Annotated in this window: 12 protein-coding genes; 7 read left to right on the top strand and 5 right to left on the bottom strand. The window is 38.6% G+C overall.

What is annotated here, in order from left to right; translation table 11 throughout:
- The first annotated feature begins 62 nt into the window (after positions 1 to 62).
- Genes CH361_RS16095 through CH361_RS16075 form a run of 5 tightly spaced genes read left to right on the top strand, consistent with a single transcriptional unit; the run spans position 63 to position 5,313 of the window.
- The gene (locus CH361_RS16095; protein ID WP_100791847.1) at positions 63 to 1,679 is read left to right on the top strand and encodes an FAD-binding oxidoreductase; all 1,617 of its coding nucleotides are present in this window, start codon (positions 63 to 65) and stop codon (positions 1,677 to 1,679) included.
- Positions 1,679 to 2,320 carry a TetR/AcrR family transcriptional regulator gene (locus CH361_RS16090; protein ID WP_100791846.1) on the top strand — a complete coding sequence of 214 codons (642 nt, stop codon included), beginning with the start codon at positions 1,679 to 1,681 and terminating at the stop codon, positions 2,318 to 2,320. The genes CH361_RS16095 and CH361_RS16090 overlap by 1 nt, the downstream gene beginning before the upstream one ends.
- Positions 2,320 to 3,246, top strand: a complete 927-nt coding sequence (locus CH361_RS16085) for a diacylglycerol/lipid kinase family protein (RefSeq protein ID WP_100791845.1) — start codon at positions 2,320 to 2,322, stop codon at positions 3,244 to 3,246. The genes CH361_RS16090 and CH361_RS16085 overlap by 1 nt, the downstream gene beginning before the upstream one ends.
- A 4-nt stretch (positions 3,247 to 3,250) precedes the next feature.
- The gene (locus CH361_RS16080) at positions 3,251 to 4,891 is read left to right on the top strand and encodes a glycerol-3-phosphate dehydrogenase/oxidase (protein WP_100791844.1); all 1,641 of its coding nucleotides are present in this window, start codon (positions 3,251 to 3,253) and stop codon (positions 4,889 to 4,891) included.
- Positions 4,891 to 5,313: an acyl-CoA thioesterase gene (locus CH361_RS16075; RefSeq protein ID WP_100791992.1), complete on the top strand. Its 423-nt coding sequence runs from the start codon at positions 4,891 to 4,893 to the stop codon at positions 5,311 to 5,313. Before CH361_RS16080 ends, CH361_RS16075 begins: the two co-directional genes overlap by 1 nt.
- A 94-nt stretch (positions 5,314 to 5,407) precedes the next feature.
- On the opposite strand, the gene CH361_RS16070 is transcribed toward CH361_RS16075, so the two are convergent.
- Both CH361_RS16070 and CH361_RS16065 read right to left on the bottom strand, forming a co-directional pair.
- Complete coding sequence (locus CH361_RS16070) at positions 5,408 to 6,397, bottom strand: P-loop NTPase family protein (protein WP_100791843.1); 990 nt, start codon at positions 6,395 to 6,397, stop codon at positions 5,408 to 5,410.
- Positions 6,398 to 6,485: 88 nt separating this feature from the next.
- Complete coding sequence (locus tag CH361_RS16065) at positions 6,486 to 8,507, bottom strand: protein meaA (protein ID WP_100791842.1); 2,022 nt, start codon at positions 8,505 to 8,507, stop codon at positions 6,486 to 6,488.
- 101 nt (positions 8,508 to 8,608) lie between these two features.
- On the opposite strand from CH361_RS16065, the gene CH361_RS16060 reads away from it, so the two are divergent.
- The gene (locus CH361_RS16060; protein WP_100791841.1) at positions 8,609 to 9,940 is read left to right on the top strand and encodes a hypothetical protein; all 1,332 of its coding nucleotides are present in this window, start codon (positions 8,609 to 8,611) and stop codon (positions 9,938 to 9,940) included.
- Positions 9,941 to 9,952: 12 nt separating this feature from the next.
- On the opposite strand, the gene CH361_RS16055 is transcribed toward CH361_RS16060, so the two are convergent.
- From CH361_RS16055 to CH361_RS16045, 3 genes are all read right to left on the bottom strand, one after another.
- Entirely contained in the window at positions 9,953 to 10,579 is a 627-nt protein-coding gene (locus CH361_RS16055) for a lytic transglycosylase domain-containing protein (protein WP_100791840.1), read from the bottom strand.
- A 51-nt stretch (positions 10,580 to 10,630) separates the two neighbouring features.
- Positions 10,631 to 11,014, bottom strand: coding sequence for a response regulator (locus tag CH361_RS16050; protein WP_100791839.1), 384 nt, complete (start codon positions 11,012 to 11,014; stop codon positions 10,631 to 10,633).
- Between the two features lie 65 nt (positions 11,015 to 11,079).
- Positions 11,080 to 12,483, bottom strand: a complete 1,404-nt coding sequence (locus CH361_RS16045) for an aspartate ammonia-lyase (RefSeq protein WP_100791838.1) — start codon at positions 12,481 to 12,483, stop codon at positions 11,080 to 11,082.
- A gap of 74 nt (positions 12,484 to 12,557) precedes the next feature.
- Between CH361_RS16045 and CH361_RS16040 the strand changes: the two genes are divergently transcribed.
- Positions 12,558 to 12,905 carry a hypothetical protein gene (locus tag CH361_RS16040; RefSeq protein WP_244279927.1) on the top strand — a complete coding sequence of 116 codons (348 nt, stop codon included), beginning with the start codon at positions 12,558 to 12,560 and terminating at the stop codon, positions 12,903 to 12,905.
- The last annotated feature ends 8 nt before the right edge of the window (positions 12,906 to 12,913 follow it).

The following is a 12,913-nucleotide window of genomic DNA, read 5'->3' as shown; positions in this document are numbered from 1 at the left end:
TGGTTGTCAAATATTGAACTTGGTTCAAATTTTGGAACAAATAAGGACTTTTGGTTACCACTATGCAAACTCGTACAATTTATAAATGGGGATCCCCCGATGTAGAAGAAAAACTACCGGAACATACTTTAAAATTTTTAGAAGAACAGTTCCCGGTGGACCAAGAGTTTAAAACATCTTTTCCGAAAGGCGAGTTACCTCTTAATCCTTTAAAAAAATCAAAAATTTCTACTGCCACTATTACCAAACTAAAACAAATTGTTGGAAAAGATAATGTCTCGTTAGACGATGCTTCGCGTGCCAAACATTCCATTGGTAAATTTTATACAGAGATATACAAAGCAAGATTTGGCGAAGTCACAGACGTGGTGGATGTTGTTGTATCACCAAAGTCAGAACAAGAAGTGGTTGCGGTCATAGCACTTGCCAATACATCAAAAATTCCCGTGATTCCTTACGGTGCTGGTTCCACTGTTACCAAAGCCTTACAAGCTCCTAAAGGTGGAATCTCTTTAGATTTATCTCGGCTCAATCGAATTTTAGAGTTTAATGCTATTGATTCGACTGTCACTGTGGAAGCTGGGGTTTATGGCCCTGTTTTAGAAAAACATTTAAATGAACGTGGTTATACTTGTGGCCATTTTCCACAATCCTTTGAATTTTCAACTGTTGGTGGTTGGATTGCTGCTAAAGGTGCAGGCCAAGCTTCGACTGGATATGGGAAAATAGAAGACATTCTCCTTGGTTTAACAGCAATTACTCCATCAGGTAAATTTGAATCAAAGGCTTATCCTGCCGCTTCCATAGGTCCTGACCTTTTCCGATTGTTTTTAGGAACAGAGGGAAGTTTTGGTGTTATTACCAAAGCCACCTTGAAGATTCGTAAGTATCATCCTGAAAATTCTGCCAAAGGTTCCTATGTGTTTAAAAGTTTTGAAAAGGCAGTAGAGACAATGAGAGAAGTGATGCAATCCGGTTTTGGTAAACCACATTTCTTTCGAATCCAAGATCCAGAAGAAACAGATATCGCATTTCATATGAGTGGACTTCATGGTGGGAAAGAAGATTTATTTTTAAGGTTCATTGGTTATAAACCAATGGAAAGATCTCTAATGCACATCATTGTAGATGGTGATCCAACTTATGCAAAAGAAGTTCTAAAAAAGATTAAAAAAATTGCAAAACGGAATGGTGGATTTTCTACAGGAGAGTCTCCTGTCAACAAGTGGTTGCACCAAAGATATTCTAGTGCGTATCTTCGTGATTATCTAATGGATGAAGGAATCAGAATTGATACCTTGGAGACGGCTGTTAGCTGGTCAAATTTACATGAGTTGTGGGAAAAAACTAGAGCATATATCAAAAGCCATGACAATACTTCTTGTATGGTTCATATCTCCCATGCTTATGAAAACGGCGCCAATTTGTATTTTATTTTTTTAAGCCCAATCAATGGGAAAAATGAAATTACAGACTTTGTAAAGTTTCACAAAGGAATTATTGATAGCATTCACAAACATGGCGGTTCTTTGTCTCATCATCATGGAATTGGAAGGATGTTGTCTCCATGGATGGAAGGTGAGGTTGGAAAAGAAGGCCTTCGTATTTTGTCTTCTCTCAAAAAAACTTTTGATCCGAAAGGAATTATGAATCCAGGTGGATTGTTAGGACTTAAGTAATGGGTGTTTCTGAAAGGAAAAAACGTGAATTTGCACAAAGAGAAGCTGATATTCTCAATTGTGCCATTGAACTTTTTAGAACCAAACATCCGTCACTGGTAAAGATGGATGACATTGCCAAACAATTGGAGATTGGTCGAGGAACGATTTATTTACACTTCAAAAGTAAAGACGATTTGATGGCTCGTATTCAATACGAAGATTATCTTCGTCTTCGAGGACGTTTAGAAAAATCGTTAGATGAACAAACTGCCATTGAAATGTCTAGAAAAGCAATTAGAGCTTATATTGATCATTGTTTGGGTGACCGCCATATGTATGTTGTTGCAAGGCAGTGTGGGGTTAACCTAAACATCAATAATGTTTCTGAAGATATGCGAAAACTATTAACTGATGAAAGAACAAATAGGTTAACACTTTTAGAAAAGATTTATAAACAAGCAAAACAGGAAAACCTAATCAACGCTAGAGGAACTTATCCTAATGTTGCAGTCGCTTGGGGTATGATTCGTGGTGCTGTGGAAGTGATTCTGGAAGGGCACTTCCAAAATGAAATCAAAAGTGAAAAGGCTTATTTAGAAACGATCGAACATGTCCTATTCTATGGTTTATTTTCTGGTGGAAACAAAGGAGAGACTTAATGAGAAAGATAAAAGTAATTTTAAATCCAGTATCAGGTGGAGGTCTCTCCGCAAAAGTCTGGCGACGAGTTGAGCCAGAGTTGCAAAAGAAAGGGATTCCTTATGAATTTGAAGCCACAACTAAGGAACGGGCCGCTCGTGATATTGCAAGAGATGCCGTAAAACAAGGGTTCCATTGGATTTTAGGAATTGGTGGAGATGGAACCTTCTCCAATGTTATCAATGGTCTTTTTGAAAATGGAAAGTTAATTAACAAAAATGTTGTATTCAGTCCGATTCCTGCGGGGAGAGGAAATGATTTTATTAAAACCGTAAAAGTCCCCAAGAACCCGATCAAAGCATTAGAACAAGTTCTTAGCGGAACAGAAAGATCCATTGATCTAATCGCCATCACTTATACAAAAGCGGATCAAACCAAAGGTAATTATCTCTGTTTGAACTTAGCGGATTTTGGAATGGGAGGAGAGGTCGTTTATAATGTCAATCGATCAAAACTTGCCTCGATCATTGGTGGGAAGGGAGTTTTTTTGTTATATACTGTGCTTGGGTTATTCACTTACACCAACAAAAAGATCACTCTTACCCTATCTAAATTCGAAAAAATCACTAATAAATGTAGATTAATCGTCTGTGCCAATGGCGAATATGCGGGTGGAGGAATGTGGTTTGCTCCCAAAGCAAAGTTAGATGATGGAAAAATGGATTTCCTTGCCATTCAAGATGTTACAGTAATGGAAACTTTACGAAAGTTCGGATATTTATACCGAGGTAAATTGTCTGATGATTCAAAAGTAATTTCCAAACAAATTACGGAACTCACCGCAGAGTCAGAAGAGAATGTGTTTATTGATGTAGACGGTGAAAATATGGGCCAACTTCCTGCTCATTTCAAAGTTTTACCGAAAGCATTACCAATTAAATGTTAATATAATGAAACAGATTACAAAAAATGAAAGTTCGAGATTAAATCATTTAAAAGCCGAGTATGATATCGTCATCATTGGTGGTGGGATCACCGGTGCCAATGTGCTTTGGGATGCAACTCTTCGTGGTTACAATTGTTTACTTGTAGAAAAAAATGATTATGCCTCTGGTACAAGCCAAGCCACTTCAAAACTAATTCATGGTGGTCTTCGGTATTTAAAGAATTTTGAATTTGCTTTGGTTCGTGAATCACTTTCAGAAAGGAGGTATTTGGCAAAAATCTCTCCTCATGCAGTCAGGCCAATGGGATTTATCATTCCTATCCGTTCCTGGTTTCAACGCATTCAACTTTTTTTTGGGATGGAATTGTACAATGCACTTTCCTTCGATCGAAATAAAGAGATAGATCCTGATGTACAATTACCTAGATATCGTTGGAATTCAATGGGAGAAACCATTTACAAGGTTCTTGGACTTAATCGAAAATCGCTAAAGGGGAGTTTTCAATATTATGATTATGCAAATCCCAATCCTGAAAAACATACTACAGAATTTATTTTATCTGCAAAAGAAAAAGGAGCTCATGCCTTTAATTACCTTGGAGTCACAACTCTAAAAAAACAAAATAGCGGTGGTTATACGGTCGGTCTTACAGATACGCTTACTGGAAAAAAAGTATTGGTTTCTGCAAAGGTAATTGTGAACTCAGCCGGCCCTTGGGCCGATGTTATTGAGTCTATGACTGGAGTTACGGCTGAGAAAAAACTCGTGCGTTCCAAAGGGATTCACGCGGTAGTTCGCAATATCTGTGGAAACGAATGTGTTTTACTTTCGAAAAAGGATGGTTCTCATCTCTTCGTTATCCCTTGGCGTGGGAAAACCATTGTTGGGACGACTGACACTGCCTATGAAGATGACCCGGATGCTTTTAAAGTCAAACAATCTGAGATTGTGGATCTATTAGATGAAGTGAATTATAGTTTCGGTTTCGCTAAATTAACTTTAAAAGATGTGGATTATTATTACGGGGGGCTTCGGCCATTAGTTGAGGATATCGGTAGTAAGGAAGGCACTTATACTGCCTCTAGAAAGTCTGAAATTTTCCATTATGAAAAAGAAGGGTTTCCTGGTTTCTTTTCTGCGTTAGGTGGGAAATACACCACTAGTCGGGCCGTTGCGGAAAATCTAGTGAATGCGATCGATTTGTATTCTAAAGGTCAAGAAACTCCACCTGCGACGAAATTTACGCCACTACTTGGTGGAAGATACCAAAGTCTAAAGGAACTTGTGAATGAACTTCAACTTAGATTCCCGAAGGTTTCCGGTGGAAAACTAGAAACACTAGCAAAACGTTATGGAAGTGTCGTTTGGAAAATTCTTCCTTTAGAAGGAAAAGATTTTTACCGGATTCCTAATGGAGAAATCTATTATGAAGAAGAAGTTGAATATATGGTAACTCATGAAGATATCATTCGTTTGGCAGATTTTTATTTTAGAAGATCAGGTGTTGGTACGGTGGGGATTCTTGATCCATTGGAACGAACTCGTTTGGATAAAAAAATTGCGAAATTACTTGGTTGGAATGCGGAACGTCTTAAAGAAGAAATAAAATCAGTTGATGAAAGATATAAATGGTTGGTGGACTGATGGCCAGGATCTCCATCGACATTCCTGAAAAACAAATTTATTCTATGGAACTTAGTGTTCGTATCTCAGATATTAATTTTGCAGGGCATTTAGCACATGATGCCATTCTCACTTTAACTCATGAATGTCGGGCCAGATTCTTTCATTCGCACGGGTGGACAGAAATCAATGTAGAAGGGAAGGGGATTGTAGTTTCCGATGTGGCCATCGTATATAAGTCGGAGGCTTTTTTCCCTGATGATTTGATGATGCAGCTTTATGTGGACAATGTGTCCAAAAAATCTTTAGAAATGGTTTATGTCATCACTCATAAAAATGGCGGAAAAGAAATCGCGAGGGCTAAAACTGCGATTGTGTTTTTTGATTACGCGGAAAGAAAACCATGTCCTATCCCTGACGTTTTTTTAAGAGTATTGGAATAAGTTCGCATCTTTGGTTGGGAAAAAGGGATTTTAGATGGTAACTAGAAAAACCGTCTTATCATTTTTCGGTTCATCAGACTTTATTTTAGAGTCTTTATTTAATTTTTGTTTGGATTAACGAAACAACTTTTCGTTCTTCTTCTTCGTATTTTAGTTTTTGAATGCCACCAAGTGGATTTTGTTTCACTGCTCTGTTCCACTTTGATGATTCCAGTTCTTCCCAAATGGCAATTCCCCATCTCCCATATTCATTACGAATCCACTGGGAGAGTTGGGTGAGAGTTTCAGTGTTTTTATCTTTTCGTCTTTGGTATTGTAAGATGTATTGTAATAGTTCTTCGATTCCTTTTCTTTTCGTTACCGATGTTTTAAAGATAGGTGGAAGAGACTGATCGGGAAGAATGTCTTTAATGAATTCTAAGGTGGATTCCAACATATAATAACTGGAATTTGCCAATGACTCCTCATCACATTTATTAATGATGAATGCTTCTGGAACTTCCATAATCCCAGACTTCATAAATTGTACTTGGTCACCACCCAAAGGTTGCATTACTAGAAAGGATAAATCGGAAATGAGAGAAACAGAAATTTCGTTTTGACCGATTCCTACAGTTTCTATAAACACATAGTCAAACACTTGTCTCAAGAAACGGATCACATGATAGGTATAAGGATTGAGACCTCCCAGTTCTAATTGAGAGGGTTGGGAGCGAAAATAAAGTCTTATATCTCGTCTTGGAAGTTGGACTCGAGTCCTATCACCTAAAATAGAACCTCCACTCACATTGGAAGATGGGTCGATCGCCACGATGGCCATTTTTTTATCTGGTGCAAACTCTAAAAAAAGACGACAAAGTTCTCCAAGTAACGAGGATTTGCCGGCACCAGGAGTTCCTGTAATGCCGATAGTTAGTCCCTCTTTTGTATTTGGTTTTTGAAGTGAAAGTTCTTGAAATAAAGCCTCTCGGAATTCTAAGTTTTTTTCGGTTTCAATCCTAGAAATAATTTTTGCAATCGGGTATTTTTCACCGAGTAGGGCTTCAGAAACTAATTGGGATAAGGATTCTTTCGTATCAATCAAAGGTGGATGCCATTAGAGAGAAAATTGTTGTATGAGAATAGTAACCATTGTGAACCAAAGATGATCCACAATGGTAGAAGTAACTTCGTTATGAAACGAGAGCCGGTTCTTTAGAGACGATATCGATGATTTTTTCCATAATCGACATCAAATCATAATCTTTGGGTGTGAAGATTTCTCGAATTCCCATTGCTTTTAGTTCCTCAAAATCGGATTCAGGAATGATCCCGCCAATCACAACTGGAATTTTAGCCTTGTAGTGAGTAAGCTCATCAAACAACTGTTTTACGATTTCCTTATGGGAACCAGATAGTATTGAGAGTCCAATCACATTGGCATTTTCTTCAACGGCAGACTGTACGATTTCTTCTGGAGAAAGCCGGATCCCAGAATAAATCACATCAAAACCACTGTGTTTTGCAGAAACCGCAATCATCTCAGCCCCATTCGAATGGCCATCGAGTCCCGGTTTCCCCACAACGATTTTTGGTCTATGACCGTTTGTCTTTGTAAAGGCTTCGACTTTCGATCGAACAGTAGAAACTTTATCGTCTGATAAAAAGAGTTTTTGTCCGTCAACACCGGTTGGTGGATTGTATTCTCCATACACCTCGCGAAGAGCATCGGCCCATTCTCCTGTGGTTACAAGAGCTTTCGCACAAGCAACGGAGAATGGCATTAAGTTTTTGCCGTCTTTGGCAGCTTGTTTTAATTCATCTAATGATTTTTTGGCAAGTTCTGCATTACGACGAGCTTTTGCTTCTCCGAGAACATTTAATGTTTGTTCTGCGGATTTTGGATCTACTTTAAAAATTCCGCCATCCGAGTCAGTCATAAGCGGCGACTTGATCCCGTCAGTCCATTTGTTTTTACCAACAATCACAAGTTCATTGGAATTGATTTTAGAAAGTCTCTCTGTTTGTGATTTCACAAGTTGAGATTTCATATAACCATTTTCAATGGCAACGAGAGCTCCACCCATATCGATGATCTTTTGAATTTCAAGTTTAGCTTCTTCTTTGAGAGCTTTTACTTTTGATTCAATGACTTTAGATCCTTCGAAGATGTCTGGGTATTCGAGTAAATCTGTTTCATAAGCAAGGACTTGTTGTAATCGGAGTGACCATTGTTGGTCCCAAGGTCTTGGGAGAGAAAGTGCTTCGTTCCAAGCAGGGAGTTGGAGGGCACGACATCTTGCATTACGTGAAAGAGTCACACCAAGAGATTCAATAAGAATCCTCCAAGCGTTGTTCTCTGGTTGTTCTTCTGTAAGTCCAAGTGAGTTTACTTGAACTCCGTAACGGAACACTCGATACTTTGCAGTTTTAACTTTGTAACGTTCTGTAGTGATTTCTTGCCACATTTCTGTGAAGGCTCGCATCTTGCACATCTCTTCCACGAAACGAATCCCTGCGTTGACAAAGAAAGAAATCCTGCCCACACACTGTTCAAATTCTTCTTCCGTAAAACAGTTTCTTTCTTTAATGGCATCTAATACGGCGATTGCTGTTGCGAGTGCGAAAGAAAGTTCTTGTACAGGAGTAGCACCTGCTTCTTGTAAGTGGTAAGAACAAATGTTAGATGGGTTCCATTTCGGAATTTTATGCAAACAATATTCATACATATCCACGATGATTTTCATGGAATCCTTTGGTGGATAAATGTAAGTCCCCCGTGCCAAATATTCTTTGATCAGGTCATTTTGAGTGGTCCCATTGAGTTTTTCTAGTGGAACACCACGTTCCTCTGCCAGTGCCACATATAGTGAAAGTAACCACATGGAAGTACCATTGATGGTCATGGAAGTGTTCATCTCTTCTATCGGGATTTGGTCGAATAAAATGCGGAAGTCTTCAAGCGAGTTGATGGGAACACCCACTTTCCCGATTTCTGGACGTGAGACTTCGTGGTCAGAACTATAACCACACTGAGTGGGGAGATCAAATGCAATGGAAAGCCCTGTTTGGCCTTTGGAAAGGTTCTTTCTGTACAACTCATTGGAGGCTTTTGCATTGGTATGCCCTGCATAGGTCCTAAAAATCCATGGTTTGTCAGGTTTTCCCTGTCCATTCTCGTCTACGAGAAGGTATTCTTTTTTTTCGGCGGACATTCTTTGCCTCGTTTTATAATTTCTATGTATAATTGAAAATCTTCTGGAATATTTTCACCTAAAAATTTATACAGGACTAGGCAATTTGAGCCTTTTCCAAGATGCGAGACCCAAAACCTTTTTCACCACTTCCTTTCGTTTTTAGCATCTTACTCTTAAGTTTGGGTTTTGCTTTGTTCTCTTATTTCCGACCTTTTCCCACAACAGAAACAGAATGGGAGTTTTTAGCAAATATTAAGTCAGTTACGGAAGAGGGGGGGCTTGTTTCGTCTCGAGAGCCTCTTGCTATTTGGTTTGTTGTGGCCTGGAAAAAACTCTTTGGGATGAATTATATTCCTTCCTTCCTAGTGTTAGCCGGACTTTTTTATAGTCTTTTTCTACATTTGTTTATGTTACTTCTCAGATCGGAAGAGTGGAAAAGGAATCATTATCTTTTGGTTTACCTGGCTGCGTTTTTACCTTTTTCTTATGGATTTCCCACTTCGTATTTTACGGAAACACTTTGTCTTGTGTTTTTACTTTTAGTGTTTCTGACCTTCCGTTTGGAAAAAATGACGGATCTTCTCATTTTTCCGACCTTTACCATTCTGGCATTTTTATCTAGCTTCATTATGTTCTATTTGGGTTTTACATTCTTTGTGATTTTCACGGGGATTCGTGGGTCACGTAAGGCCGCACAAAAAACATCAGTGTTTTATAAAAAGAAAAATGTACCTTTTTTGTTTTTACTCGGATACCTTAGTTTTTTTATCCTTTCACTCATTTACTTTTCTTATGCCGATTTTTTTGGTCCAAACTCGATTGGATTTTTATTTAAAACTTGGTACACTTCTGCACTCCTCATCTTACTTCCATTAGTTGTGCTTGGGATTGGACATGTTTTATTAAAAACAGAAAAAGAACTAAATACCATCACTGCCTCTGTGGTGGTTGTTTTATCCATCACTGTTTCCATTTATTTTATTTTCAAAAACCTAAGTGCCTCAGAGAAAGAACCTTGGGAATTACAATCCAAAAATTTGACCAAAGCTTTTGGACAAGCTCTGATTCTAAAATCAGATCCTATTTACTTGCCGAAAGAATTTTCTTTTGCATTTTATTTCCAGACTGGAACAAAAACAAAATACATGCGAGAAGAAACAACTTCAGATAAGTCTTTTTTATATGTAGATGGGATTTGGAACCAAGATATCCAATTGGTTCAGAAATCAGGGCTTTTTAGAAGAAATTCGCGAGCTTTGGCCATCGTATCCATCAGCGAGGATGATGTTCTCATTCAAAGAGCTACAGCAGAAAGAATGAGAAATGAAAAGAATTTAAGTTTTATTGTTAAAAAAGTAGATGAAGCTTGGTCTGATACTGCCGTCAAACGTCCGTTTGATGTATATACTGCAGGTTTACAAAAGAAATTCGGATACTTAAGTTTTTATTAGATTCTCAAACTTTTACGAACTAAAGTCTTTATAAAACCTTTTGACTTTGTTTACGTATTTTTGTGTTTCTTCGTAAGGAGGAATGCCTTTGTAACGTTTTACAGCTCCAGGCCCTGCATTGTACGCAGCAATGGCTTTTTCCGGGTCTTTGAATTCTTTCATCAGGCCTTTTAAAAACTTCACCCCACCTTCAATGTTCTCTTCGGGATTAAAAGGGTCGGCCACACCTAAGGATTCTGCGGTTTCTGGCATTAGTTGCATAAGGCCCATAGCACCTTTGGGAGAGACTGCCTTAGTTTTAAAACCTGATTCTGCTTTGACCATCGCCTTAACTAAGTTAGGATCCATCCCTTGTGATTTGGCAATGGATTCAATTGTATCCAAAATATCTGCCGGTTTCTGCGTTTGGTTTGGTTGTAAGTTCTGTTTTTGCACAAATTCGGGGAAGGGTAGGCTGATTTCGTCTGTTTTTAGATTTGAAGTATTTGCGGGAAGGTTCTCTTGGGACCTAGACCGGTTCCATTCTCTTTCCAAAACATCAGGAAAAGATACAAGAGACTTGGGATTTTCTGAAAGTTTGGATAAGGATTCCATTCGATTCAAAACCGAGGATACAGAGGGGATATCAGAAAGTCTCACACTATCATCATCGACGGAGATAGGAAAAACTAAAGAAAAAAATATGTCTCATTAGCCCAAACTTGGGTTGATGGATTGTAAATCTCTTAAGGATAGAGGTTTGACTAGGTAACCTTTTACATTTTTAAATTCTGCGGAACGGGCCTTGTCTGTTGGATCGATCGAAGAGGTAAGGATATAAATGGGAAGTTTGGAATATTTTGGATGTTTGCTAATCATACCTAAAAATTCCCAACCGTTCATAATGGGCATATTGAGATCTAGAAACAACATCTCTGGATCGGCTGTTCCATCCATAAGCGCATTCCAAGCATCTGCCCCGTTTTGGAAACCTTGGATTTCATCCGCAAAAGAAAATTTCTCCATCAAAGTTTTGATGAGAAATGTTGTGATCATGTCATCTTCAACTAGGTAGACCATACTTAATTGTTTCATAATTTGCGAATAGATCCGAGCGTATTTTCTCTAAAAATTAAAAGAAATCAAGAAATAATCTAAATTTAAAGTGTATGAGGCGAAGTGAGAATTTCTGGACTCAGAATCTCCTTTAGCTTTTTTTCTTCTAACAAACCTAATTCCAATACGATGGATTCAACGGACCTATTCTCATGGAGAGCCTTTTTGGCAACAAGGGTCGCATTTTCATACCCGATATAAGGATTTAGAGCCGTAGCAAGACCCGCCGATGTTTTGACCCGAGATTCCAAGAGTTCTCTATTGGCTGTAATTCCTTCAATACAATTGGTTTGTAGAGTTTTGCATCCGGCCGTTAGGTGTTCAATACTTTTAAAAAGACTATGGGCAATGATGGGTTCAAAGGCATTTAATTGGAGTTGCCCTGCTTCAGAGGCCATCGTGATGGTCATATCATTTCCGATTACTTCGTACGCGATTTGGTTGACTACTTCCGGAATGATGGGATTCACTTTCCCTGGCATAATGGACGAACCAGCTGCTTTGGCAGGAAGATTGATTTCATTGAATCCACCTTGGGGTCCGCTTGAAAGAAGGCGTAAGTCATTACAAACCTTTGAGAGTTTGGTCGCAATTCTTTTGAGAACTCCCGATAACTGAACAAAGGCACCTGTGTCTTGTGTTGCCTCGATTAAGTTTGGTGCAGCGATAAGACTAAGACCTGTATCGTTTGCTAAAATATCCGTTACAATTTGTGAATACCGAATGTCGGTATTGATTCCTGTTCCAATGGCAGTGGCACCTAAATTGATTTCTCCAATGAGTGAAGTGGCTTCTTTGAGTCGGCTGATGTCTTCACCTAACATAACATCATAGGTCGAAAATTCTTGGCCTAAGGTCATTGGGACTGCATCTTGTAATTGGGTTCTTCCAATTTTCAATATGTCTTTAAACTCTTCTGATTTTTTACGAAAGGAGATCTGTAAGTCTTCCATCGCAGAAAGTAACCCTTTGATGGCAAATACAGCAGCTACTTTGAGAGAAGAGGGATACACATCATTTGTACTTTGAGACATATTTACATCATTTAACGGATGTAGGTGGATATAGTCGCCTTTCAAATGCCCGGACAACTCTAAAGCGATATTTGTGATTACCTCATTGGCATTCATATTAGTAGAGGTTCCGGCCCCGCCTTGAATCACATCTACAACGAACTCGGAATGGAATTCTCCGGCAAGGATCCGATCGCAAGCATCGGTGATCATTTTTGTTTTTTCTTTGGACAATAACTGCAGTTGTAAATTGGCTTTGGCGGAAGCTCTTTTGATATAGGCAAGTGCCCGCACTAGGTCAGGATAAGTTCCAATGGTTTTTCCTGTAATGGGGTAGTTTTCCAAAGCTCGGAGAGTATGGATCCCCCAATAGACATCTGCGGGTAGGTCTCTTTCTCCTAAAAGGTCGTGTTCTTTGCGAGTTGTTTGGTTCATAAGTTTATAATTTCTCTTGGATAGGATGAAAGATACTCGACCAAATTCAAAAGGAAAGAAGATTTATGTTGCTGATGGCCAAATTCCGAATTCTCTCCCTTACCCTAATTTTAGTCCTCTTTTCTTTCTCCATCCAAGGGAAAGAAAAACAACCGAGTGGAGCTTCTTGTAAACAAAAAGAAGAAACGGTAAAAACCATTTTCCAATTATTACCGGAATCAGAAAGGTCTTGTGTTGACATTGCCAAACTCGTTTTGACTGAAGAAGACGAGGAAGGCGAAAAATTGGACAAAGAATATACCGAACTCTTTTTAAAAGTCTGTGAACTCAAACGGAAAAAACTTTCCTTAGAAGAAATTCGAGAGAATTTGGGGATCACAAAACAATGCACAATAGCAGTTAATGTTTCGAAAAAGAATTGATTCTTAAA

Source organism: Leptospira brenneri (assembly GCF_002812125.1).
GTDB lineage: Bacteria > Spirochaetota > Leptospiria > Leptospirales > Leptospiraceae > Leptospira_A > Leptospira_A brenneri.
This window is presented reverse-complemented; position numbering and strand designations above follow the sequence as displayed.